The sequence below is a fragment of the Ichthyenterobacterium magnum genome, from assembly GCF_003610635.1.
GTDB classification, from domain to species: domain Bacteria; phylum Bacteroidota; class Bacteroidia; order Flavobacteriales; family Flavobacteriaceae; genus Ichthyenterobacterium; species Ichthyenterobacterium magnum.
On the sequence record NZ_RAQJ01000006.1, the window covers coordinates 140,795 to 166,390 of the forward strand.

Annotated in this window: 18 protein-coding genes, 1 tRNA gene and 1 rRNA gene; 3 read left to right on the forward strand and 17 right to left on the reverse strand. The window is 32.2% G+C overall.

The window, feature by feature from the left end; all coding sequences use genetic code 11:
- Position 1 precedes the first annotated feature (1 nt).
- From BXY80_RS12800 to porU, 8 genes are all read right to left on the reverse strand, one after another.
- On the reverse strand, positions 2 to 2,788 hold the full coding sequence (locus BXY80_RS12800) for a T9SS type B sorting domain-containing protein (RefSeq protein ID WP_120202551.1): 2,787 nt from the start codon (positions 2,786 to 2,788) through the stop codon (positions 2 to 4).
- Positions 2,789 to 2,892: 104 nt separating this feature from the next.
- Positions 2,893 to 3,576 (reverse strand): SDR family NAD(P)-dependent oxidoreductase, encoded by a 684-nt coding sequence (locus BXY80_RS12805; RefSeq protein WP_120202553.1) that lies wholly within the window; start codon positions 3,574 to 3,576, stop codon positions 2,893 to 2,895.
- Entirely contained in the window at positions 3,569 to 4,558 is a 990-nt protein-coding gene (locus BXY80_RS12810; RefSeq protein ID WP_120202555.1) for a M28 family peptidase, read from the reverse strand. The genes BXY80_RS12805 and BXY80_RS12810 overlap by 8 nt, the downstream gene beginning before the upstream one ends.
- 84 nt (positions 4,559 to 4,642) lie before the next feature.
- Positions 4,643 to 6,247: a pyruvate dehydrogenase complex dihydrolipoamide acetyltransferase gene (locus BXY80_RS12815; protein ID WP_120202557.1), complete on the reverse strand. Its 1,605-nt coding sequence runs from the start codon at positions 6,245 to 6,247 to the stop codon at positions 4,643 to 4,645.
- Between the two features lie 3 nt (positions 6,248 to 6,250).
- Positions 6,251 to 7,249 (reverse strand): pyruvate dehydrogenase (acetyl-transferring) E1 component subunit alpha, encoded by a 999-nt coding sequence (pdhA, locus tag BXY80_RS12820; RefSeq protein WP_120202559.1) that lies wholly within the window; start codon positions 7,247 to 7,249, stop codon positions 6,251 to 6,253.
- 88 nt (positions 7,250 to 7,337) lie between these two features.
- The gene (gene cdd, locus BXY80_RS12825; RefSeq protein WP_120202561.1) at positions 7,338 to 7,820 is read right to left on the reverse strand and encodes a cytidine deaminase; all 483 of its coding nucleotides are present in this window, start codon (positions 7,818 to 7,820) and stop codon (positions 7,338 to 7,340) included.
- A gap of 76 nt (positions 7,821 to 7,896) precedes the next feature.
- On the reverse strand, positions 7,897 to 9,138 hold the full coding sequence (gene porV, locus BXY80_RS12830) for a type IX secretion system outer membrane channel protein PorV (RefSeq protein WP_120202563.1): 1,242 nt from the start codon (positions 9,136 to 9,138) through the stop codon (positions 7,897 to 7,899).
- 62 nt (positions 9,139 to 9,200) lie between these two features.
- Positions 9,201 to 13,061, reverse strand: coding sequence for a type IX secretion system sortase PorU (gene porU, locus BXY80_RS12835; RefSeq protein ID WP_120202565.1), 3,861 nt, complete (start codon positions 13,059 to 13,061; stop codon positions 9,201 to 9,203).
- Between the two features lie 250 nt (positions 13,062 to 13,311).
- Between porU and gldJ the strand changes: the two genes are divergently transcribed.
- Together gldJ and BXY80_RS12845 are read left to right on the forward strand one after the other, a co-directional pair.
- A complete protein-coding gene (gldJ, locus tag BXY80_RS12840; RefSeq protein ID WP_120202567.1) occupies positions 13,312 to 14,997 on the forward strand; it encodes a gliding motility lipoprotein GldJ in 1,686 nt (561 codons plus the stop codon).
- Between the two features lie 67 nt (positions 14,998 to 15,064).
- Complete coding sequence (locus tag BXY80_RS12845; protein ID WP_120202569.1) at positions 15,065 to 16,351, forward strand: UDP-N-acetylmuramoyl-tripeptide--D-alanyl-D-alanine ligase; 1,287 nt, start codon at positions 15,065 to 15,067, stop codon at positions 16,349 to 16,351.
- A gap of 54 nt (positions 16,352 to 16,405) precedes the next feature.
- Here the strand turns inward: BXY80_RS12845 and BXY80_RS12850 are convergent.
- From BXY80_RS12850 to BXY80_RS12885, 8 genes are all read right to left on the reverse strand, one after another.
- Positions 16,406 to 16,480: transfer RNA gene (locus tag BXY80_RS12850), tRNA-Val, on the reverse strand.
- A gap of 62 nt (positions 16,481 to 16,542) precedes the next feature.
- Positions 16,543 to 17,760 carry a bifunctional folylpolyglutamate synthase/dihydrofolate synthase gene (locus tag BXY80_RS12855; RefSeq protein WP_120202571.1) on the reverse strand — a complete coding sequence of 406 codons (1,218 nt, stop codon included), beginning with the start codon at positions 17,758 to 17,760 and terminating at the stop codon, positions 16,543 to 16,545.
- Positions 17,761 to 18,612 carry an energy transducer TonB gene (locus tag BXY80_RS12860; protein ID WP_120202573.1) on the reverse strand — a complete coding sequence of 284 codons (852 nt, stop codon included), beginning with the start codon at positions 18,610 to 18,612 and terminating at the stop codon, positions 17,761 to 17,763. It lies immediately after the preceding gene.
- Between the two features lie 79 nt (positions 18,613 to 18,691).
- On the reverse strand, positions 18,692 to 19,084 hold the full coding sequence (locus tag BXY80_RS12865; protein ID WP_120202575.1) for an ExbD/TolR family protein: 393 nt from the start codon (positions 19,082 to 19,084) through the stop codon (positions 18,692 to 18,694).
- A 114-nt stretch (positions 19,085 to 19,198) separates the two neighbouring features.
- Positions 19,199 to 19,894, reverse strand: a complete 696-nt coding sequence (locus BXY80_RS12870) for a MotA/TolQ/ExbB proton channel family protein (RefSeq protein WP_211328355.1) — start codon at positions 19,892 to 19,894, stop codon at positions 19,199 to 19,201.
- Positions 19,895 to 19,961: 67 nt separating this feature from the next.
- On the reverse strand, positions 19,962 to 21,353 hold the full coding sequence (nhaD, locus tag BXY80_RS12875; protein WP_120202577.1) for a sodium:proton antiporter NhaD: 1,392 nt from the start codon (positions 21,351 to 21,353) through the stop codon (positions 19,962 to 19,964).
- A gap of 4 nt (positions 21,354 to 21,357) precedes the next feature.
- A complete protein-coding gene (locus tag BXY80_RS12880; RefSeq protein ID WP_120202579.1) occupies positions 21,358 to 22,584 on the reverse strand; it encodes a Glu/Leu/Phe/Val dehydrogenase dimerization domain-containing protein in 1,227 nt (408 codons plus the stop codon).
- Between the two features lie 71 nt (positions 22,585 to 22,655).
- The gene (locus tag BXY80_RS12885; protein WP_120202581.1) at positions 22,656 to 23,720 is read right to left on the reverse strand and encodes an anhydro-N-acetylmuramic acid kinase; all 1,065 of its coding nucleotides are present in this window, start codon (positions 23,718 to 23,720) and stop codon (positions 22,656 to 22,658) included.
- A gap of 92 nt (positions 23,721 to 23,812) precedes the next feature.
- Here BXY80_RS12885 and BXY80_RS12890 point away from each other — a divergent pair, with 92 nt between their 5' ends.
- Positions 23,813 to 24,955: an acyl-CoA dehydrogenase gene (locus BXY80_RS12890; protein WP_120202597.1), complete on the forward strand. Its 1,143-nt coding sequence runs from the start codon at positions 23,813 to 23,815 to the stop codon at positions 24,953 to 24,955.
- A 548-nt stretch (positions 24,956 to 25,503) separates the two neighbouring features.
- Here the strand turns inward: BXY80_RS12890 and rrf are convergent.
- Positions 25,504 to 25,596: ribosomal RNA gene (gene rrf, locus BXY80_RS12895) — 5S ribosomal RNA — on the reverse strand; the annotation flags it as partial.

Consider the following 25,596-nt stretch of genomic DNA (forward strand, 5'->3'; position numbering starts at 1 on the left):
ATTATCTACTTAAATACACATCACCTTGAAAAGGTGCTATAACACCATCATTAGGATTAAACACATAAAAATATACTCCAGATGGCAACCTATCTCCTATGGTTAATGAGACATTAGATGTACCATCAAAAAGAGGTGTGTTCTTATTGCCTTTAAACACAATAGTTCCGTATCTATTAAAAATTTCAATTTCAAAATCTGGGAAAATAAGTGGTAGATTACAAAGATCTAAGAATTCGTTTTCGCCATCGTCATTATCTGAAATTCCATCGTTTATTTCACAGTCATCGCAAGTGTCATCATTAAGTGGTAATAATGTTACTATAATTTGTGTTCTACTAGACTCGCATCCATCTCCATTAACTGCTGAAACAAAATAGTCTTCTCCATTTGCTAACAACAAACTTGTTGTTAATAAATCTGTTGATGTTGCTGTATCGTACCAATTAAAGCTTACTGCGTTGCTAGTAATTTGCAAATCTGAAATTGTAGCAGCATCTATTAAACAAAAGGTTTGGTTTTGTGCAACTGGCGGATCTTCATCTAAAACGGTTAGCGTTAGTATTGCTGTTGACAAAGTACATAAAGGACTCGCTTGTACTTGGTATTCAAAATCATAATCTCCAGTAGCCAACTGAGATACATCTACGATGCCTCCTGTTAATAGGTTTGTATTGTCTGTATCTATAAATATTCCGCCAGCATCTGCTAGTGGATCTAATAAACTATTTAAATCTACTTGTAAATCTGACACGCAAGCCATGCCTAACATATCACTTCCTGCATTTAAGTTTTGAGCTATAGTAACAGTAATAGTAGCTTGATTACCAGGACACATCACATCTGCTCCATTTCCGTTATCCGGAACTATATAAGTATAAACTCCAGCATCAAATGTAGCAGGATCAAAAAAGACATCGCTAACAGCAGAAGTAAAACCATTTGGTCCTTCCCATGTTCCGTTAGTATTTGGGTTTCCTCCTAAAGATTCAAATAAATTAAACGCGGTATCATCATCACAAACATCTATAACATTACTAATACCAGATTGATACTCTTCATAAATAGTAAATGTTAAACTTGCTCTGTCAAAACAATTCTCAGCTGTGTTTGTATTGTAGGTAAAATTAAATGTTTGCTGATCAATAATTTCTGGTAAAACAAATGGATTTGTAACCAAAGCTCCAGTATTTAAATCGAACCAATTACCAAGTGGACCAACATAAATAGGATCAACGCCATTAGTTGTTAATAGCGTAATTAAATCTGTTGGATTAGCAAAGTTAGACTCACAAAAATCTAAATTACCTGTATTTTCACCAGCATAATTACTTGGGTTTATAATTATAGTTACTTCAGCAAATTCGGGTTGGCATGGATGATTTACATCTGTAGTTTGTGTGCAGCCATCTGGAACCGAATTAATAACTTCAGGGTTTATAGCTTCACAATTATATTCTGGTGAAACATAATATTGAAATGTATATGTTCCAGCATCTGCATTTGTAATATTAGCTAAACTTATTGTACCGTCTGATGAATAAGAAGAATCAAAAGCACAGATGTCTCCAGAATGACTCATCAATCCTAAGCTTGAAGGTCCTGACATTAAAGTCCAATTTGTACATGAATTATTTGGATAATCATACAACACACCATTTTCTGTTGTAAACATCAATAAATCGTAAAGATTTAGTGTAGACAAATTAGGATCTCCAACACAAAACTCAGGAATTGGATTTACTTGTGAAAAAGGTCGTAAGGCTTCAAAAATTGTAAATGTTACTGTACTTGATTTATCGGTACAAACTGCAGAACGACTTTCAACAAAATAAGTAAAATCATAAGTCTCACAGCCAAAACGTTGATTGCTTTGGTATAAATCTGTATATATCTGACCTAAATCTATAACAGAATCTCCAGGTCCAGTTACTTGACCAGTTGGATCTAAAGCATCTAACCAAATACCTTCTATATCTTCATTAACCAAATAGGCATCATCTCTTAAATCTAAAACACCAAAACTTCCAGCAATCATTTCGGTTTCACAAATATTAAATTGATTTGCTGCTCCAGAAAAAACTTCTCTAATTACAGACACTTTAACTCGTGTTTCTACCGAAGGACTACAAGGTGAGATTCCAGGCACTGTATACACAAGTTCGAATGTTTCTTCGTCTACTAATGGCATTCCTGGTTGGTAAGGTACATCGGCAACAAAGAAACTATCGTCAGCTATTTCTATAAAATTTGTGCTAGAGCCTTCGTAAGTCCAAATACCATTTGAATGCGCGCTTGGTACTGATAGTAATGTTTGATTTAAATCGAAAAAAGTAGAAGAACCGCAAGGATCAACACCAATATCACAGATTTCAACATTTACATCATTCCCATTTATTGTTGGTACAGCAAACCCTGAAAATGGTCCTAAAACCAAATTTATGGTTAATGCGATGTCAGTTCCGCAATTAGCATTTGATAACTCAAATTGATAATCGGTTGTAGTTTCTGATGAATTATCTAAATCCCATAAAAACACATCTCCTGTAGTTTCATCTAAAGCAAAATTAAACCCTGGATCAAACCATGTTCCTGCTTGAATTGTATTTCCTGTAAGGTTTGTATACTCTGTATATAAATTTATAACGCCATCAAAAGTGCCATCATTATCACCATCAATTTGGGTCATATCACAAATAATGATGGTTTCTTCTAAATTACATTGGGCTTGAATTCTTGTTAATGAAAAACATGCAATAACAAAAATTAAAAACTTAGTTTTATTCAATAGTCAATGGTTTCTAAATTGAAAGATAATTATTACAAACAGATAAATACAGTCTTAATTTTTAAATTGTCAACATCATATTAACAACACTTAACATTTCTCTTTTAAGGTGTAGAGTTTGAAACTTGTAATACTTTACCGTTGTAATATTTGTTTCCGTTAAGTGAAAACTCATAAATATATTGTGCCATTTCTAAAGCTGTTGTTGGTGCTTGATAATCTGGAAACGCTTCTTTAAGCATTTCGGTTTGAACAGCACCTAAAGCCAATACATTAAATTGTGGTCCAGATTCTTTATGTTCTTCGGCTAGTAACTCTGTAAGTGTAATTACGGCGCCTTTACTAGAACTGTATGCTGCTAAACCTGGGAATTTAACACTACCTTGGATGCCTCCCATCGAGCTAATTGTCACTACGTGACTATTGCTCTTCATAAACGGAAGTATAACTCTTGTCATTTCTGCTACGCCAAAAACATTGGTTTTATAAACTTGCTCAAAATCTTGCATTGTAGTTTCTGTAAAAGGCTTATTGAGTAATGTTCCCGCATTATTAATTAATACATCTACATGTTTCCACTCATTAATCACAAATGTTTCAACCTTTTTATAGTCATCTTGATTACATAAATCAAAAGCCATCGATGTAATGTTATCAAAATGCAAATTATTTACTGGTTGCGCATTTCGTGATAATGCTAATACATTGTAACCTTGGCTAGCAAATAAATGCACAAGCTCAAAACCAATACCTCTACTTGTTCCTGTTATAATTATATTTTTACTCATGGTTTTTATTAGGTTTCATTACAATTTCTCTTGTTGGTGTATTAGTCATTTTTTCAATTGCTAAACTTGTATTATTCATTAAATTTGCCATAAACTCATAGTCCATTAACTCAGTTTCATCATCAACATGATGATAATAGTCATAGTTAGATAAATCACAGCTCGAAATTGTTTGGCAAGGTGTTTTAAACTGCTCGTAGAATGGATAATTATCAGACTGCTTAAACAGATTATATTTTTTAGATACCTCAGAAAAGCCTATAAATTTTGAACCATTATATTCATTAAGTTTTGAAGCCATGTTAGACAAATCGTAACCAGATACAAATGCTAAATAATCTCTGCCTTTAAGAGGCACGCCTATCATCTCGAAATTTACCATTGTATACAAGTTAACTTGCTTTGCTTTTAATTTCTCTGACAGATGTTTAGACCCAAACAATCCCCATTCTTCTGCTGAAAATAAGGCAAATATAATACTGCGCTTATTGCTTTTTTTAGTTGCAAAATAATTGGCCAACGTTAATACTGCACTTACACCAGTTGCATTATCATTAGCACCATTTGAAATGGAATCTTTTTTTACCAATCTACCACCATATTTTTTAATGTTTTGTCCAAACCCAATATGGTCATAATGCGCTCCTATAATAATAACTTCTTCTTTTAATTTTGAATCGCTGCCTTCAATATATCCAACGACATTAAAAGCATTAATACTATCCTGTATTTTAAAATTATCACGATAGCTATCAAAGTAAGGATTTACTCCATAGGATTTGAATTGATTCTCAATGTACGTTGCAGCTTTATCAATTCCTACACTTCCAGCTAAACGCCCTTGCAATTCATCTGAAGCCAAATAAGATACAATCTCTTTTAATTGATTACTTGTGATTTGAAGCGTTTCTGAATCTTTCTTAATTGTAGACTTACAACCAAACAAAAGCGCAATACATACTAAAGCAAATATATTTTTCATTGACCAATTTATTATGGTTTAAAGATAAAAAAACCTGTTACAAATTCATGAAACAGGTTTTTTTATAATACGATTAAGGAAAACTTATAATAACATCGTTATTGGGTTTTCGATATATCCTTTTAAAGTTTGCAAAAATTGAGCGCCTGTTGCACCATCAACTGTTCTATGATCACATGCCATAGTTAGTTTCATAGTATTTCCTGCAACCACTTGTCCGTCTTTAACCACTGGCTTTGCAACAATAGCTCCTACAGATAAGATTGCAGAATTTGGCTGATTAATAATTGATGTAAAGCTTTCTATACCAAACATTCCTAAATTAGAAATTGTAAATGTACTGCCTTCCATCTCGTCTAGTGATAGCTTTTTATTTCTAGCTCTACCAGCATAATCTTTTACAGCAGCTCCAATTTGTGGTAAACTTTGCTCATTTGCAAAACGCACTACAGGAACAACCAATCCATCTGGTACAGCAACTGCTACTCCAATATGCACATGATTATTTAACTGCATTCTATCATCAAACCAACGTGAGTTAACTTGTGGATGCTGTTTTAGAGCTAAAGCACATGCTTTAACAATCATATCATTATATGATATTTTTGTATCTGGCATCGAGTTGTACTGTGCACGGAAAGCCATAGCATTTTCCATATCAAACTCTACGTTTAAATAATAGTGAGGTGCTGTAAATTTAGACTTAGCTAAATTTTTAGCAATTGCTTTACGCATATTTGAATTAGGAATCTCATCAAAATCTTCTTGACCTGTAGGCACAAATTTACCTACTGATGCAGATTGGGCTGCAGGCGTAAAGTTTTCAATATCACGTTTTACAATACGTCCGTTTTCTCCAGATCCATTAACTTGTGATAAGTTAATTCCTTTTTCCTCAGCCATTTTCTTTGCTAATGGTGATACATATAATCTTCCGTTAGAAGAATGTGCAGCAACAACCTCAGCTTTTTTAGCTTCTACTTTTGGAGCTTCTTTTTTAGGAGTCTCCATTTTATGTTCATGCTTAGCTTCTACTTGTTCTGAAACTCCAGAATCAACTTTAAAATTCTTTGCAATATCTGACACATTTGTTCCTGCTGGACCAATAATTGCTAATAAAGCATCAACCTTAGCAGATTCTCCTTCGTTTAAACCAACATGCAGTAAAGTACCTGATTGAAAAGACTCAAATTCCATTGTAGCTTTATCTGTTTCTATTTCAGCTAAAATATCACCTTCTTCAACAGTATCTCCAACTTTTTTAAGCCAAGTTGCTACTGTTCCTTCTTCCATAGTATCACTTAAACGTGGCATTGTAACGACAATAACACCTTCAGGAATTTCTGTAGTTTGAGTATTTTCATTTGAAGACTCTTCGACTGCGCTCAGAGTAACATCTGCTTCTTTTTCTTCTGAAGCACTTCCATTTAACAACTCAGAAATATCTTCGCCTTCTTCACCTATTATAGCTAAAAGCGTATCTACTTTAGTTGTTTCTCCTTCTTTAACACCAATATAAAGTAAAACACCTTCATTAAATGACTCAAACTCCATTGTAGCTTTGTCTGTTTCTATTTCAGCTAAAATATCACCTTCTTCAATCTTATCGCCTACTTTTTTTAACCATGAAGCGACAGTTCCTTCTTCCATTGTATCGCTCAAACGAGGCATGTTAATTACTTCAGCCATAGCTTATATTTTATGTTGTATAAATGGATAATCTTCTTGCTCGTACACAGCATCGTACATCACATTCTTTTCAGGATATGGAGATTCTTCTGCAAACTTTTCACATTCAGATACTAAATCTTTTACACGCTTGTCAATGACTTTAATATCATCTTCTGTAGCATATTTTTCATCAAGAAGAATATCTTTTACTTGTTTAATAGGGTCTATTTTTTTGTATTCCTCAACTTCTTCTTTAGTTCTATAATGCTGTGCATCACTCATTGAGTGTCCTCTATAACGATACGTTTTTACTTCTAAAAATGTTGGCCCATCACCACGTCTTGCACGTTGAATTGCTTCATCAAAGGCTTCAGCAACTTTTATAGGGTTCATCCCATCAACAGGTCCACAAGGCATTTCATAACCTAAACCTAACTTCCATATATCTGTATGATTGGCAGTACGTTCTACAGATGTTCCCATTGCATAGCCATTATTTTCACAAACAAAAATTACTGGCAACTTCCATAGCATAGCTAAATTAAACGTTTCATGCAGCGATCCTTGTCGAGCAGCACCATCACCAAAACAGCATAAGGTAACAGCATCACTATCGTGATACTTGTCTCCAAAAGCAATTCCAGCTCCTAAAGGAATTTGACCTCCAACAATACCATGACCTCCATAAAAACGGTGCTCTTTAGAAAAAATATGCATTGAACCTCCAAGACCTTGCGATGTCCCAGTTGCTTTTCCATATAATTCTGCCATAACCCGTTTTGGATCTACACCCATGCCAATTGGCTGAACGTGATTACGATATGCTGTTATCATTTTATCTTTAGTCAAATCCATTGCATGCAAAGCTCCTGCTAACACTGCTTCTTGACCATTATATAAGTGAAGAAATCCTCTTACTTTTTGCTGAATGTAAACTGCAGCTAGTTTGTCTTCAAACTTTCTCCAGAATAACATATCTTCATACCATTTTAGGTATACTTCTTTTGTTATTTTTTGCATTGGTTACGCTTTTTAAGAAACGAATAACAAAAGTAACACTTTAGTTAGTAATAAAAAAGACTGGAAATTGTAAAGTTTTTCGAAATCGTTATAGGGCAGATTTATCAAAAACAAATGGAAGCAAATTCGCTAGTGAATCTGATTTTGCTACTCTACCTGTTTCTCCCATAAAATAAATTTCTATAGCAGTCTCTTGTTTAACTTCATATTCTGCAATTGCCTGTCTGCACGCCCCACAAGGAGGAATAGGTGACGTGGTTTTTTGATTTTGAGATGCTGCTGTAATTGCCATTGTAACAACTTTAGCTTTTGGGTATTTTGCACCTGCGTAATATATTGCTGTACGCTCTGCACATAAACCAGAAGGATACGATGCATTTTCTTGATTACTTCCTGTAATTATTTCTCCATTGTCTAATAGCAAAGCTGTACCAACATGAAATTTAGAATAAGGCGCGTAAGCTTTCTCTCTAGCCTGAATAGCATCATTCATTAAAGATTGTATCTCTTTAGATAATTCATCTATTGATTCATAAACAAAAAGTGTTGATTCTATTTTAACTTCCTTCATTCTGAATTGATTTTAGACAAAAAAACTATTGCTTTTAAAAAACAATAGTTTAAATCTTTTTAATTATATGGTTATTCTAATATTCGTCATATGTGCCATCACCAAAATTAAATGTTAGTGAAAAACGCAGTGTATTTTCTAAAGGGCTCTGCACTTTAGATGCTGAGAATAAATATGATAAATCTATATTAATTGTTGTGTATTTAAATCCTGCTCCTAATGCAAAAAACTTTCTTGCTCCTTTTTCTTCGCTTTCGTTAAAATATCCTGCTCTAAATGCAAAAGAATCTTGATACATATACTCAGCTCCTAAAGACCAAGTAAACTCTTTTAACTCTTCGCTAAAACCTCCTGGTGCATCACCAAATGATTGAAAGATACCTTTACTAAAACTCACATTATTATCTTGGCCAGCTATTATTACATTATCATTAACAACAGCTCCTAAATCTCCATCTTCTTCCTCGTTATATACACCATTTCCATCAACATCTGTATACTCATACTCTGTTCCTGTAATTGGTGGTGTTGGTACTAAAAGCTTAGCTACCTCAGCTGTTACAGATAGCTTATTATACTGATCAAAAATAAAATCGAAACCTCCTCCAAGTCTTAGTGTTGTTGGTATAAAATTTTCTCTACCAGCATCATCATATTTAATTTTTGGTCCTAAATTTTGAATGGCAAATCCACCTCTCCATCGTCCATTAAAACTATCATAAGCCTCTTCTTCACTTTGGTAATAACCAGCAATATCTACAGCAAATGTACTTGCTGCTTTTGCATTAGCATCTACAGCTTGAATTCTTAAATCTGAACGTAAGTAGCGTAATGCTACTGCCATAGAAAATTGTTCTGCTAATCTTAGCGAATAAGACACATCAAAAGTTAACTCATTAGGTTTTTCAATTTGTGGCTCAGAGAATTCATCTTGCACCAACTCAATTTCACCAAGGCTAAAATATTTAAAACTTGCTGCAAATGCGCTTCCTTCACTTAACCTATTAAAATACGTTACATGACCAATAGCTATATCTTTTACCAATTTACTTAAATATGGTGTGTAATTTACACCTATACCTGATTTTGATAACGAAAATGCATACTTTGCAGGGTTCCATTGTTGCGAATTAGCATCGGCAGATGTAGCAACTCCTATATCTCCCATACCAGCAGCGCGAGCATCTGGAGCAATTAATAAAAATGGAATTCCTGTAGTAATTACTCTTGTATCTTGATCTGGTACTACAGTAGTAGTTTGAGCATTTGAAAAATTAAATACTACAATTGTAAAAAGGGCTAAAATGTATTTTTTCATGTGTTTAATATTGTAGCTAGCACTTTTACCATGCTAAACCATTAGGCAAATATAAATTTTTATTATAGGATTACAAGTTTTTGTATTTTTTCTACTTGTTTGTTTAGTTGGTTTGATTTCACTTTAAGTTTATAAATATAGACTCCTTTCCCTATTTTTTCTCCAAAATCGTCTCTTCCGTCCCAAACAATGTCTTTAGACAATGAACTTGTAACTTTACTTCCTCCAGTGGTTTGACCATTAATTGTTCTAACCAATTTACCCGAGACAGTAAATATCTGTACTGAAACGTCTAAAACATCAGAACTATTGTGATTAAACCAAAATTCTGTATAATCAATAAATGGGTTTGGATAATTTAAAACGTTAGTAATTACTAATTCTTCATCTTTATCATGCACAATAAATTCAATTTCTGCTATTGATGAGTTGTTATAAACATCCCAAGCTTTTAAAGAAAGTGTATGTAAACCTGGTTCTAAATCTCTTAAAGGATAGGATAACTCTCCATTTTGAAAATCATCAACATTTGCTTGGTAATAGTCATTTAACACATATGGATTTGTTTCGTCACCATCTATGATTGCAACAATATCATGACCAACACCACTAGCCGTATTGATACCATTATCATCTTGTAGTTTTGCTAACAAAGTTGGCTCTTCGTTAGTTATACCACCTGAAACAAAATTTTCATCATTCATAAAAAGGTTAATTACTGGCCCAATATTATCTTCTTCTGCATTTTCATTTATACCTCCAATTTGAATATCGAAATTTGCACCTGCTTGATCTTGCAAGGGCACTTCAGTTTTAGCGTAAAAACTAACTTTACCATTACCTATCGGAATACCAATATCTCTTGGTACAATAAATTCAAAATCAAACAAACCATTAGTTATTGTTGCTTGGCCTTTAAATATTATTTCTCCTAAGGTTTTAAAATCTAACAGTATAAGATTACTATTGAGGTTAGTTCCATCGTTTGCTAAAGTTTGTCTATCTATTTCTTTATCAAATACAGTGGCTGTTAGTGTACCGTTATAATTTGACAATACATTGCCAGATTCATCAACAACCTCTCCAGATAATTTGGCTCTACTTAAAGCTTTTAAGACATCTGTTTCTTGATCAATCGTTACATCGTTTATTTTAGTAAGTCTTATGTTAGGCTTTGGAAATGCTAATTTCATAGCTGGGTCTCCAATAAAAAAGACCAATCGTCTTTGGGTAATCCCACCAAAATTTGGATTTATTTTGGTTAATCTAAGTGCTTCTGCCATGCTTGGATACTCATTAGAGTTAAACGCAAATAAGTATTCTTCTAAAATAGTATTAAATGAAACACCTACTGTAACAAAAATTTGTCTTGTTGTTGTAATTAAACCTATGGCACCTCCTTCTTTATTCCAATATGTATACTCTCCAGCTGTTGGTCTTTGTGGGTTATCAAACTTTGTAAACTCGCAGGTGACAGTTACAAATAGATTAAACTTACATATATTTTTTACATCTTGGGCATCAACTTTAGTGAAAACACGTTCGGCTGCAAGCCCATCTTCACCACCATGACCAAAATAATTTACTACTAAAGCACCTACTTCAATTCCATCTCTAATCACCTGATTAACTCGCGGATAACGTTCTCCACTTGCTGTTGATTCTTGCAAATAAGAATCACCTATTATTTTAATAGCATTAATAAAAGGTTTGTTTTCTGTAACCGTATTTGCTATATCATTAGTAGTTTCTTGTAAAATACCTTCCCAAGACTTATCTACATCGTCTGCAATTGCAATAAAATTATTTCTCCAACTACCATAAGAACCACTTTGATAATACGTTTCAACTTTATCAACCATTTCTTTAGCACGTTGAGGACTTTCTGCTAAAATTCTACCAACAGCAATATCTAGTTTATTAAAAGCATTGAAGTTTCCATCCATATTTCCTTCGTTTTCATTCATCATACCATAAAAATCATCTGAAACAAAAGAACTCGTTAAACTAAAACTATCTAGCGATTGCCATGATGGTACTATATTAGTATTGTTAGTTATTCTATTTTTATAATCGTAAGAAGCATCTCCAAAAAGACAAACATACTTAACTCTATTTTCTGGTGTACTTGCATTATTATAGACATACCTAATCATATTTCTTATGGCTGAAACATCTTGATTTCCAGAACTAAACTCAGTGTATATTTCATTTAAAGTTAAAACCTTGACATTTAGTCCATATCTATTTCTATTAATATCTGCCAAACGCTCTGCTTGTGATACAAGATTATTATGGGAAACAATTATATAGTCAACATCTTGAAATTCGCCTTGAGCATTTTGAAAAATCGTTCCTTTTATATTTTGGTTACTAACTGAAGTATTATTGTCTCTTAAAGGTTCAAAATAACCTTGAGAATTAACTGTAACATAATTTCTTAATTCTCCAGAAGATGTTTTAAAACTAAAATTAGCTTCGTTATTAGAATTAGCTACACTTGTAACATTATACTTGTCTGTAATATCCCAAATTTCTACTATTGATGTTGCATTAGAAATACTATATTCTGCTATACCTGGTACAGTTTCTACACTATAATTTTTAAATATTAATTGCTCGCCTTGATAGGCTAAATCTCTAGTAGCTTCAATAGAAATATAATTTAGGTAAGCATAAGACACTGGGCTTCCGTTATTATTATAATTTAAATTAATTGTTATTTCGGGTGATGAGACCATAACATTCCCATTAAAAGAGTCTACAGAAGCTAATGTTGGATCATCAATAGGCAAAAAAGATAATGTGTTTTCTAAATTGCCATTTACTTTTACTTGCATGGTTGTAGAACCGCTTCCTTCATGAACACCAGCTGCTTTAACAATAACTTTTGTTGGCTCTGTAGTTATTAAGTTTGGAAAATTAAATGTAAACTCTTTTTCATTCTCTACATCAAATCGTTCTCCAAACCATTGCCTTCCCAATTTTCCAATATTAAACTCATCTAGTTCATGAAATTGATAATCTTGAAATGTATTAATAACAATATCTGCATTTCCTTGAGGTTGAATCATGTTTTGAATTCGTTTACCAAAACCATTTCCTCCGCCTGTGTTTACAAAATAGTATGATTTATTGGTATACACATTAATGTTAGTATTATTTTCTTCACTAAATCCAGTAGGACCTTCAGCATAGAATAAAATATAATCATTGTCATTAAATACGCCATCTTCCTCTCCTATAAACTTTACTGCGTTCTCAGTTAAATCTATTGGGTAGTTTGCATCATTTTCTAATGGAAGCATTGCGCCTCCATTACCGTATATTTTAATAGTTCTTGGGTCCACATTAGTATTAACTCCAATTTGATTTAAAAAACTTTTACTTAATCTAAAAACTCCTGTTTTATCTACGTAAAAACGGTGCCAACTTCCAGTACTTAAAACTGAGTTAGTAACTGCTTGCGCATCTTGAGCGCTTCTATTAGCTATCGAACTATAATTTATTGTAAAAGCTGTGATTTTTTTATAAACTCCATTTTCTTTAATAATTGGAGAAATTGTCAAGCTTGCAAATTGCTTATCTCTTGCTGTAGTATTCTTTAAAACAACTAATGGAGCAGAAGGTATAAATTTTGTTTGTAAATCTTTTAACTCTCCTCTTGAAATTGGACTATAATTAATTGCACTAACAACAACTGAGGCTTCATTAATAAAAGTGTTGTTATTCCACTGTGCAAAAAAGGTAAGACCAGAAGAATAACTATAACTAAAATTTTCTTTTTGAAATGATGGCACTTCTATTTTAGAATTTTCTGTTTCTAAAATTCTTGTACCATTCCATTTTATTTCAAACCTCTTTTGCTGAGAATGCCCAAAAACAAAAGAAAATACAAAAAGAATTAGTAAATATTTTTTCATAGCTAAATAACGCATAATTATACGTGTTATTATTATAATTCAATTTTTATTCAAAATTACAACAATAATTGATTTATACTACCGTTATTTAAAAACAAATTACATCGGTAAAATGAGCAAAAATCCGTTATTATGTATAAAAAACAGGATGAAATGCATGTTTTTTTAATCTATTTTATAAAAAAACCTTGTTATTTTACCTTTAATTACTATATTGCGTCTCTAAAATTAATTAGCTTACTTAAAAAGTATGGATATGAAAAACATCTTAAGTCTAAGGATTCTATTAGCCCTAATGATTTCCTTAACAATTGTTGGTTGTAAAAGATCGTCTTCTTCAAAAAATAGCTCACGAGCTACTGGTTGGAATATTAATGATAAAAATGGTGGTTTTCAATACAACACCAAGTTTCAAGAACAAGAAACTGCTCCTGGATTAGTATTTATTGAAGGAGGTACATTTACTATGGGTAAGGTACAAGATGATGTGATGCATGATTGGAATAACACACCAAATCAGCAACATGTACAATCATTTTATATGGATGAAACAGAAGTAACTAATATGATGTATTTAGAGTACTTAGATTGGTTAAAAAGAACATATCCGCCAGACGACCCAAATTTTAAATTAATATACCAAGGCGCTTTGCCAGATACTCTTGTTTGGAGAAATCGTTTAGGTTATGCAGAAATGATGACAGAAAATTACTTACGCCACCCTGGTTATGCAGAATATCCAGTTGTTGGAGTAAGTTGGATTCAAGCGGTTGAGTTTGCTAATTGGAGAACAGACAGAGTTGCAGAAATAGAATTACAAAATGCTGGATATTTAGAAAGAGATACTCATTTATCTGCAACCGCAGAAAGCAATTTTAATACAGATACTTACATTAATGCACCTACAAAAACTTTTGCAGGTAATGACAGTATTATAAAACCTGAAAAATCTAGAAAACGTGTTCAAGTGAATGCAGCTACAGGAGATACAATTAATCAATTTGCTAGAAGAGAATCTGGTTTAATTTCGCCTAAATACAGATTGCCATCTGAAGTAGAATGGGAATATGCTGCTCTTGGTTTAAGTGAATTAAGAAGTTATAATGTATATAGAGGTAGAAAAAAATATCCATGGGACGGTCAATACACGCGTTCTGGAAAAAGAAAATCTAGAGGAGATCAGTTAGCTAACTTTAAGCAAGGAAAAGGTGATTATGGCGGAATTGCTGGTTGGTCAGATGATGGAGCAGACATTACTAATCAAGTAATGTCTTATGAACCAAATGATTTTGGACTATATGATATGGCTGGTAATGTTGCAGAATGGGTTGCAGATGTTTACAGACCTATTGTTGATGATGAGTTTAGTGATTTTAACTATTATAGAGGTAACGTATATACAAAAAATGCAATCAATGATGATGGTACTGTAAAAATAGTTACTACAGATGAAATCGTTTATGACACACTTTCTAATGGAAAGATAGTCGCAAGAAATTTACCAGGTGAAATATTAAAAGTTTCTGTAGATGAAAATGAAACCTACCTAAGAACAAATTTTGACACTAGTGATAATAGAAATTATCGTGACGGTGATAAAAGATCTTCACGTCAATATGGAGACAGCTTTGATGAAGATGAAGAAAATGAAAACAGCTCAACAAGAAAAATGTACAACTCACCTAATCACAACATCAAAAAAGACTCTACTGGGGTTATGATTAAAGAGTATGATCAATCTAATGATAGAACGTCTTTAATTAATGATGAAGTTAGAGTTTACAAAGGAGGTTCTTGGAAAGATAGAGCTTATTGGATTGATCCAGCGCAACGACGTTATTTCCCACAAGATATGGCTACAGACTATATTGGGTTTAGATGTGCTATGTCTAGAGTAGGTTCTAAATCTAAAGGAGGAAATAAAAAGAGAAATTAATTCGATTTTAATAAAATAAAAAAGTCCTAGCATACATACGCTAGGACTTTTTTATTACATTTATTTCATGACAATAAAAGACATATACAAGCACTTTGTTAAATGTAATGGCACCATAAGTACTGATACAAGAAACATTGAAAAAAACTCTATCTTTTTTGCATTAAAAGGAACCCATTTTAATGGTAATAAATTTGCAAAATCAGCATTAGAAAAAGGAGCCTCTTTTAGTATTATAGATGAAAAAGAATATGCAATAAACGAACAATACATTCTTGTTAAAAATGTTCTAGAAACATTACAACAACTTTCAACATATCATAGAAAAAAATTAAATATCCCAATAATCGCTTTAACTGGAAGTAACGGAAAGACAACCACTAAAGAACTCATCAATGCAGTACTATCTACAACTTATAAAACTTCAGCTACAATAGGCAATTTAAACAACCATATAGGCGTACCCTTAACACTTTTACAAATGTCTAAAGAAACAGAAATAGGCATAGTAGAAATGGGCGCAAACCATTTAAACGAAATAGAATTTCTTTCAAATATAGCATTACCAGATTATGGATTAATTACAAATTTTGGTAAAGCACATTTAGAAGGTTTTGGTTCTATTGAAGGTGTTATAAAAGGAAAATCTGAACTTTATAATTACCTGAAAACTCACAATAAAACTATTTTCATTAATAAAAATGATATCACACAAATAAAGCAAGCTGATAATTATAAGAGCATTGTAGAATTTGGAGCAGATAGCCAAAATAAAATTCAAATTGAACTTGAAAACTCTCAATCGTATGTTTCAGTAAAATATGATAATAAAATAATAAAGAGTAATTTAATTGGTGCATATAATTTCAACAATATTTCAGTTGCAATAGCTATTGGCAAGTATTTTAATGTAAGCACTAAAAACATTACTTCAGCCATTGAGAATTATACACCTACTAATAATAGGTCACAAATAATTAATAAAGGAAGTAATACTATTGTTTTAGATGCTTACAATGCTAACCCAACAAGCATGATTGCTGCACTAGAAAATTTTAAAAATTTAGAAGCAACAAATAAGTCATTATTTCTTGGCGATATGTTTGAGCTTGGTAAAAAAGCAAAGCAAGAACATCAAGATATAGTTAATTTTATTGAAAGTAATTTCTCTGAATCTGTGTACTTAATAGGTGAGCATTTTTACAACACAAAAACTGACAAAACATTTATAAATAGATTTAAAACTTTTGAAGAATTAAAACTACATATTAAAAAAGCTCCTATTAATGATAAATCTATTCTTATAAAAGGCTCAAGAGTAATGGCCTTAGAGCGTATTTTAGATTTAATATAATTCAATTTACACAAATAAAAAAGTTCATACTTTTTAGCATGAACTTTTTTGTAGTGGGCGCGAAGGGATTCGAACCCCTGACCCCTTGGGTGTAAACCAAGTGCTCTGAACCAACTGAGCTACGCGCCCTAAATATTGGACTGCAAATATAGTCTAGATTTTTAATTAGCAAAAGCTTTTTTGAAAAAAAATTAAATTATTTCTGCCACAACAAAAGTACTACCTCCAACATATATTAAATCATCATCTTTTGCTTGTTCTTTTGCATCTTTAAATGCCTCATTTACACTATTATAAGCTTTCCCTTTAATTCCTTTTGAGCTAAACATTTTTTGCAATTCTATCACACCTAATCCTCTATTAATATTTGCTTTACAAAAGTAATACTTAGCTTCACTTGGAAACAAGCTTAACAAATCCTCTAAATTTTTATCGTTCACAAATCCAATTACAATATGTAATTCATTATATACTTGCTCTTTTAACTGATGCATAGTATATAAAAGCCCTTCTTTATTATGAGCTGTGTCACAAATAACTTTTGGATTGTTGTGAAGAATTTGCCAACGTCCTTTTAATCCAGTATTTTTTGAAACAGAAGTTAAACCTTCTATTATATGATGCTTTAAAACTTTAAACCCTTTTTTATTAAGAACTTTAATAGTTTGAACTGCCGTTTTGCTATTGTTTTTTTGATAACCACCTTTTAAATCACTTTTGTAATCTTTCGTAATTAATTGATCAGCAAAATATATTTGAGATACATTCTCTTTAGCTAGGTTTTTAAAAATGGCTTCTGTTTCTTTTTGAGTTTCTCCAATAACAACTGGAATGCTTTTTTTTATAATTCCGCCCTTTTCATAAGCAATTGCCTTTAAGGTATTGCCTAAAAACTGAGTATGATCTAAGCCAATATTAGTTATCACTGAAACTTCTGGAGAAATAATATTTGTAGAATCTAAACGTCCACCTAAGCCAACTTCTATAATAGCTATATCTACTTTTTTCTTAGAAAAATAGTCGAAAGCCATACCAACTGTCATTTCAAAAAAAGATAGTGAATGTGACTCAAAAAAAGTCTTATGTTTTTTTATGAAACCCATTACAAATTGCTTACTAACTTCTTTACCATTGATTTTAATTCGTTCTCTAAAATCTTTTAAATGTGGAGATGTGTATAAACCAACCTTATAACCTACTTCTTGTAATATAGAAGCTAACATATGGCTAGTAGAACCTTTACCATTTGTTCCAGCTACATGAATACTTTTAAAAGTGTTTTCAGGGTTTTTAAGATAATTAGCTAAAAGAAGTGTATTAGATAAGTCTTTTTTATAAGCCGTTTTACCTTGGTTTTGATACATTGGTAACTGCTTAAACATCCAGTTGATAGTATCTTGATAATTCATTTATTGACTTAGACTAAAATCAATTACTATAAATCCGATTTGTTGACTAGGTGCTTTTGAGTCTTCTGGCCATTTATAAGATAATGCTGTTTTCTTTGCTGGACTCAATAAACATGAAGCGCTATTTGTAGTACCTCTAACACCTGGCTCAGCACTAATAACTTTTCCGCTTCTATCAACAGTAATTTTAACAACTACACGTCCTTCTTCATTACAGTCTTGTTTCACAACTCTTTTAGAAGGTTTTCCTCTTCCATTTAACCCGTAACCATTGCCTCCAGAGCCATTACCTGGTTGCCCAAAATAACTAGGCGCATAAGGATCACCATCTAATTGTCCTTTATCTCCAGCTTGGTTATCTGGACCTTCGCCACCAGTTTGAGCTCCTTCAGAATTACTAACACCTCCAATTAAGGCATCTAGCTCTTTCCTTTTCTGCTCTTCTTCTAAACGTTTCTTTTCTTCTGCTTCTCGTATTTCTCTCTCTGCACGCTCTGTCTCAGCTTTAGCTTTTGCTTCAGCTTCTTTTTTCTTTCTTATTGCAATAGACTCAGCAGATTCTTGTGTAATTACATCTTCAGCTTTACTATTAGCTTCAGAAGATTCTGTTGGTTTAACATCTTCTGGTTCAACATTTTCAACAACTTCTCTTGGTTTGGATTTAATTGGTTCTGTTGGCTGAACTTTACCACTGCCAAAATCTGTAGTTCCAAAATTAACAGCAACACCATATTCTAGCGGAGGATCTAAATAAGGCGGACCAACAACAAATAAAAGCAGCAATAGAATTACAACTATTAAAGCTGTAATTTTAGCTGAATTACGTTCGTGTTTGGTCTCTAAATATTTCATCAGTAAATTTCTAAATTCTACTATTATTAAATGTTATATAACACTTAATACAAGATCTATTCCGAAAAAAATAAAAGTCTTAATTTGGTTTAACAGCTAGAATAACCTTAAATTTATTTCTATTAGCAATATCCATCACTTTTACTACATTTTCTACAGGAACAGATTTCTCAGCTCTTAAAACCACTGTTGGTTGGTTTTCTTTTGAAAGCGCGGCTATTAACTCGCTTTCTAAAACACTTTCTCCTACTCGTTTTTGGTCTATGTAGTAAGTCAAATCCTTTTTTATACTCACTGCTACCGATTTTTTGTTTTCGGTTTTTCCACTAGCTTTTGGTAATAAAATGTCTATTGCATTAGTAGTTACCAAAGTAGACGCGAGCATAAAAAATATTAATAACAAGAATACAATATCTGTCATTGACGACATATTGAATTCTGGTGTTACTTTATTTCGTCCTCTAATGTTCATTTATTTTAATTTTTTATAAAAGAATCAAATAAAAAATTCTTCATATTCAGGAATTCGTTCAAAAAATTTCAGTCTATAAAAAGATAGCACTCAAATTTTTAATCTCTCATTTCATTAAATAGGCTCGTTTAAGTGATCTAAAAATTCTAAAGAATTCGCTTCCATTTGGTAAACAACTTTATCTGTTTTTACCACCAAATGGTTGTATGCTATGTAACCAACAATACCAACTATAAGACCTGCAACTGTAGTCGTCATTGCTGTATATAATCCGTCTGCTAATAGTTTAATATCTATTTGACCTCCAGAATTTGCAATTTCAAAAATGGACAAAATCATACCGATTACTGTCCCCAAAAATCCAATCATTGGAGCTGCTCCAGAAATAGTTGCCAAAATACTGACGTTTTTTTCAAGCCCATAAACCTCTAAACGTCCAGCATTTTCAATAGCTGTATTAATATCTTCAAGAGGTTTGCCAATACGAGAAATTCCTTTATTAATTAATCTAGATACTGGCGAGTTTACTTGATCACATAGCGTTTGAGCCGAATCAATTTTACCATTAGTAACATGATCTTTTATTTGGTTCATGAAATTTGCATCTACCTTTGAAGCCGCTTTAATAGCAAATAAGCGTTCAAAATAAATGTAAATGGCAACGACAAGAAGTATAAACAGAAGACCAATAATTACTTGTCCTGCAGTTCCTCCACTTCCTATTAACTCTATTATAGAGAGTGTTTTTTCAGTTGTTTCTTCGTCTGTAAGCAATTCTGCTCCATCTTGGATAGTACTGGCTAACATCATATTTAAGCTGTTGAAAATTAATTTTAACTAATGTAATAACGTTGGTTTTATTGGTAAAGTATGTATACTAAAATATAGTTCTAGTAAACATAAATGCGATTGCGCCGGCAAGGAAACCAATAAGTGCTAACCAAGATATTTTTTTTAGGTACCAGAAAAAATCTATTTTTTCCATTCCCATTGCAACAACACCAGCTGCAGAACCTATAATTAACATACTTCCTCCGGTACCAGCAGAATAGGCTATAAAATGCCACAACTCGTTATCAATTGGTTCTGAAAACATCCCTAAACTAGCAGCAACTAGAGGCACATTATCAATTACTGCAGATCCAACACCAAGCAATAAAATCACTAAATCTGAAACACCTTCATGATGTAATTCTGTTCCTAACATCGGCATATAATTTTGCAATGATGTTGCAAAACCAAATAATATACCTAAAGACTCTAAAGCTGCAACTGCCATTAAAATTCCTAAGAAAAATAATATGCTAGGCAATTCTATTTTAGATAACGAATGATGTACTGGACTGTGGTGTGCATGTGCATCACTTTCGTCTGAATCTGAACTTGTAATACTAAACTTTGAGTTACTATATATTTCGGCAAAAATTGCCACAACACCTAAAGCTAACATCATACCAACATAAGGTGGTAAATGTGTTACTGTTTTAAAAATTGGCACAGAAATTATTCCTGCTAAACCAAGATATAACATGGTTGCACTAAACTTACTTTTTGGTTTATCTTCTACTTCTTCAATTTCCAAATTTCCTTTAAAAGCTGGCATAAAAGACGCAATAACTGTTGGAACTAACATACATAATAACGAAGGGATAAACAAATAACCTATTAAATGTCCTGTTGTTACTTTTTTGCCAATCCATAGCATCGTAGTTGTAACATCTCCTATTGGGGACCAAGCTCCACCCGCATTTGCAGCAATAATTATTAACCCAGCATACCAAATACGAACGTTTCTGTCTTTAACAATTTTTTGAAGTATAGAAATTAAAACAATTGTAGCCGTTAAGTTATCTATAATAGCAGAAAGTATGAAGGCCAAAAACGCAAAAATCCATAAAATTTTAGACTTCTTTTTAGTTTTAATAAAACTCTTAATCGTTGAAAACCCATCAAAATAATCTATAATCTCTACTATAGTCATGGCTCCTAAAAGGAATACTAATATTTCTGCTGTTTTCCCTAGATGATGAAGTAAGGTTTCTTCCATTAAATGCATTTTCTCATCATGAGAAAACAAACCAAAATTATCTAAAAGCGTATGCTTTGCTGAATCAAACCATTGCGGAAAGCTATCTATTCCTAGAGAAATTAAAGCCCAACAAATAGCCATCATAACTAATGCTGGAATTAGCTTATCAATTTTTATACTATGCTCTAAAGTGATGGCTAAATAGCCAAACACAAAAACTAAAATGATTACTGTTTCCATAGGATTAAATAAGTTGTTTTAATGCAATCTCAAAAGCTGTTTTACTAAGTTCTGTTTTACTTGAACTCTTATCATATACATTTTGAATTGCTTGTTTAATTATAGTTGATGTATCTTGAAAAATTGCGTCATCTGTCATTTGTACTTTACGCTCCATAAAGTATGCAAAAACACGAGCCATACCACAATTTGAAATAAAATCTGGTATTAGACTCACCTTTTCATCTGTATGTTCCATAATAGAACCAAAGAAAATTTCTTTATCGGCAAAAGGTACGTTTGCGCCACAAGAAATAACTTCTAAACCTGAACCTATCATTTGATTAATTTGATTTTGAGTAATTAATCTAGATGCCGCACATGGTGCAAAAATTTCAGTCTGTAACGACCATATCTTTTCGTTCATTTCATTAAAAGGAATCATATTATCTGTAGCTAATGTATTTCCGTTTTTGGTTAAAAAGAAATTTGTAATCTCTTCAGAAGAAAACCCATTTTCATTAATAACTCCACCTGAAATATCAATAATACCAACAACTTTTGCTCCCATTTGTGCTAAGTAATAAGCTGCTGCAGAGCCAACATTACCAAAACCTTGTACGATTGCTTTCTTCCCTACAACGCTGCCGCCATAAATATCATAATAATGTCTTACTGCTTCTGCAACGCCATAGCCAGTAATCATATCTGCTACGGTATATTTTCTAGAAACGTCTGGAGAATAGTTTATATTTTCTATAACTTTAATAACGCCTTGACGTAATTGACCAATTCTGTTTATTTTATCAGCTTCAGTAGGCTTAAAATGCCCATTAAAAACGCCTTCTTGTGGATGCCAAACACCACTTTCTTCAGTAATAGGAATCACTTCATGAATCTCATCTACATTTAAATCGCCTCCAGTACCATAATAGCTTTTTAATAATGGTGAAACTGCTTTGTACCAACGCTCTAAAACTCCTTTTTTTCTTGGATCTTTTGGATCAAAATTAATTCCTGATTTTGCGCCTCCAATTGCTGGTCCAGATACAGTAAATTTAACTTCCATGGTTTTTGCCAATGAGAGTACTTCATTCATGTCTAAGCCTTTTCGCATTCTAGTTCCGCCACCAGCTGCTCCGCCTCGAAGTGAGTTTATAACAGTCCAGCCTTCGGCTTCAGTTTCTGAATCTTTCCAATTAAAAATAATTTCTGGTTCTTTATTCTCATACTTGGCAAGTAAATCTCTCATGAATGCAATTGGGTTAGTTTTGAGCAAATATAAAAAACTAAAAATCCTTAGATATTAATTTTTTAATAATTTTAAGGATAATATATGTTACCTGAAGAATGGTTTTTTAAAGCTCCAGTTACACTAGACAAACAATTAGTTTCGTTTCTGAGTTTTAAAACTCCTAGTAACCCAAAAATCAAGGCCTCTTTATACTCAATTAAATCTTGACTAGGGATGCATATTTTGTTTTTTGTTTTAGTCTGTATCCTTTCGATTAAGAATGAATTATAAACGCCTCCACCAGTTATTAAAACAGATGCGTTTTCTTTTATATTTATTTCATTAACAATTTGAATGGCAATATGCTCAACAAAAGTTATAAGTATATCTTTTATTTCTAATTTATAACTATCAACTAATGGTATAACATTTTTATTTACCCATTCTAAACCCAATGATTTTGGATATGATTGCTGGTAAAAATCTAATAAATTCAAAGCATCTAATAATTCAATATTCAACATTCCTGTTGAGGCTATTTTTCCTTTATCATCATAATTATAACCAATTAACCTAACATAATGATTAAGCACAATATTTACTGGACAAATATCGTATGCTATACGTTGATTTTTTATTTCTGTAGAAATATTAGCGAAACCTCCAAGGTTTAAGCAATAATCATAGTCAGAAAACAACAATTGATCGCCTATAGGAACTAAAGGTGCTCCTTGGCCACCAAACTCGACATCTTGTGTTCTAAAATCACAAACTATAGTTTGATTAAGCAAACCTGATAATTTGGGTAAATTTCCAATTTGATATGTTAATTTGTTTTCTGGCTGATGTAAAGCTGTATGACCATGTGAACAGATGGCATCTATAGCATTAATATTATGCTTTACAATAAATGCATTAATAACCTCAGAAAGATAAACTGTATAATCTTTATCAAGTTCTTTTAAATTTGACAAAGGCAGAGAAACTAAGTTTTTAAGTGCATTAATCCAAAAACTATTATAAGTAACAGTTTCGCACTTAAGTATCTTAAATGTATAATTAGAGGAAAAATCAAATTGAATTAAAGCTAAATCAATTCCGTCTATAGATGTGCCAGACATGACTCCAATAACTTTATAAGATGATTTTATCATATTATGTAAAAATATACATTCCTATTGAAAAAAAAGACATTAAAGCTTTATCTTTGTACTCATTTTTTATCAAATCAACAATTAATCAAATTATGGATTTTAATCTTTCAGAAGAACATATAATGATTCGCGACGCAGCTCGTGATTTTGCTCAAACCGAATTACTTCCAGGTGTTATAGAACGTGATAACGCTCAAACATTTCCTGACGAACTCGTTAAAAAAATGGGAGAATTAGGTTTTATGGGAATTATGGTAGACCCTAAATATGGAGGTAGTGGTATGGATGCAATTTCGTATGTACTTATTATGGAAGAACTATCAAAAATTGATGCATCTGCCTCTGTAATGGTATCAGTTAACAATTCATTAGTATGTTATGGTTTAGAAGCTTACGGTACCGAAGAGCAAAAACAAAAATACCTAACCAAACTTGCTACAGGCAAGTTTATGGGAGCATTTTGTTTAAGTGAGCCAGAAGCGGGAAGTGATGCCACTTCTCAAAAAACAACAGCAATAGATAAAGGTGATCATTATGTTATAAACGGAACAAAAAACTGGATAACAAATGGTGGTCGATCAGATGTGTATTTGGTAATTGCCCAAACCGATAGAGAAAAAGGGCATCGGGGTATTAATGCTTTTATTGTTGAAAAAGGGACTCCTGGTTTTGATATAGGACCTAAAGAAGATAAATTAGGAATTCGCGGAAGCGATACACATACATTACAATTTAATGATGTAAAAGTGCCTAAAGAAAATAGAATAGGTGAAGATGGTTTTGGATTTAAGTTCGCTATGAAAACTTTATCTGGTGGAAGAATTGGAATCGCATCTCAAGCCTTAGGAATTGCATCAGGAGCATACGAATTAGCTTTAAAATATTCTAAAGAACGTAAAGCTTTTGGAACAGAAATTTGTAATCATCAAGCTATTGCATTTAAATTAGCAGACATGGCTACAGAAATTGAAGCCGCTCGTATGTTAGTAATGAAAGCTGCTTGGGATAAAGATCAAGGCAACAATTATGATATGTCTAGTGCTATGGCAAAGCTTTATGCTTCGCAGGTTGCAATGACACATACTGTTGAAGCTGTTCAAATTCATGGCGGAAATGGTTTTGTAAAAGAATACCATGTTGAACGTTTAATGCGTGATGCAAAAATTACTCAAATTTATGAAGGCACCTCAGAAATACAGAAAATTGTAATTTCAAGAGGTGTTATAAAAGGATAAACATTATAAAAAAGAATAATACCTAGTCCAACTTTAATTAGTTGGGCTTTTTTTATGGCTTACATTTACTAAAAAGTAAGAACGACACTATCCATTATATTTTTTTATCTTATAAAAAAGAATACCATTACTATCGTTAATGGAGAAACTAAAACTACTAATCCATTCAAATGAAAATATAAAAAAGCTACAAGAATTAATATAGAAAATGAATCTTTTAAAAATATAACAAATCTATTAGAAGCGAAGTTCTTTTAAACATTTAAAAATTCAGCTATTATTTTTTTACTCCCAAAGTAGATAAGAATAACCAATAGACATCATATAAAAACAATGCCCCAAAAGTTAAAATAAACAAATGCTATGCTTTGGATAAGATAAAATTAAAGCCTCTACGATTATATCATTAACTTCAGGAAACATCACATATATTTTTGAAGATAGACAAATTTAAAAATATTTATGATAAGTATTAAATTAATGCATAAAAAAACCCTTCATAGAAAACTATGAAGGGTTAATAAATTCTAAAGTTATATTTAGAATAAAAAAGGCAACGACCTACTCTCCCACAAATGCAGTACCATCGGCGCAAATGGGCTTAACTTCTCTGTTCGGAATGGTAAGAGGTGAGCCCCATC

Excerpts from the sequence above, each read along its gene's own strand:
- BXY80_RS12805 (WP_120202553.1), bottom strand. The coding sequence starts at position 3,576 with ATGAGTAAAAATATAATTATAACAGGAACAAGTAGAGGTATTGGTTTT.
- BXY80_RS12810 (WP_120202555.1), bottom strand. The coding sequence starts at position 4,558 with ATGAAAAATATATTTGCTTTAGTATGTATTGCGCTTTTGTTTGGTTGT.
- BXY80_RS12815 (WP_120202557.1), bottom strand. The coding sequence starts at position 6,247 with ATGGCTGAAGTAATTAACATGCCTCGTTTGAGCGATACAATGGAAGAA.
- pdhA (WP_120202559.1), bottom strand. The coding sequence starts at position 7,249 with ATGCAAAAAATAACAAAAGAAGTATACCTAAAATGGTATGAAGATATG.
- cdd (WP_120202561.1), bottom strand. The coding sequence starts at position 7,820 with ATGAAGGAAGTTAAAATAGAATCAACACTTTTTGTTTATGAATCAATA.
- porV (WP_120202563.1), bottom strand. The coding sequence starts at position 9,138 with ATGAAAAAATACATTTTAGCCCTTTTTACAATTGTAGTATTTAATTTT.
- porU (WP_120202565.1), bottom strand. The coding sequence starts at position 13,061 with ATGAAAAAATATTTACTAATTCTTTTTGTATTTTCTTTTGTTTTTGGG.
- gldJ (WP_120202567.1), top strand. The coding sequence starts at position 13,312 with ATGGATATGAAAAACATCTTAAGTCTAAGGATTCTATTAGCCCTAATG.
- BXY80_RS12845 (WP_120202569.1), top strand. The coding sequence starts at position 15,065 with ATGACAATAAAAGACATATACAAGCACTTTGTTAAATGTAATGGCACC.
- BXY80_RS12855 (WP_120202571.1), bottom strand. The coding sequence starts at position 17,760 with ATGAATTATCAAGATACTATCAACTGGATGTTTAAGCAGTTACCAATG.
- BXY80_RS12860 (WP_120202573.1), bottom strand. The coding sequence starts at position 18,612 with ATGAAATATTTAGAGACCAAACACGAACGTAATTCAGCTAAAATTACA.
- BXY80_RS12865 (WP_120202575.1), bottom strand. The coding sequence starts at position 19,084 with ATGAACATTAGAGGACGAAATAAAGTAACACCAGAATTCAATATGTCG.
- BXY80_RS12870 (WP_211328355.1), bottom strand. The coding sequence starts at position 19,894 with ATGATGTTAGCCAGTACTATCCAAGATGGAGCAGAATTGCTTACAGAC.
- nhaD (WP_120202577.1), bottom strand. The coding sequence starts at position 21,353 with ATGGAAACAGTAATCATTTTAGTTTTTGTGTTTGGCTATTTAGCCATC.
- BXY80_RS12880 (WP_120202579.1), bottom strand. The coding sequence starts at position 22,584 with ATGAGAGATTTACTTGCCAAGTATGAGAATAAAGAACCAGAAATTATT.
- BXY80_RS12885 (WP_120202581.1), bottom strand. The coding sequence starts at position 23,720 with ATGATAAAATCATCTTATAAAGTTATTGGAGTCATGTCTGGCACATCT.
- BXY80_RS12890 (WP_120202597.1), top strand. The coding sequence starts at position 23,813 with ATGGATTTTAATCTTTCAGAAGAACATATAATGATTCGCGACGCAGCT.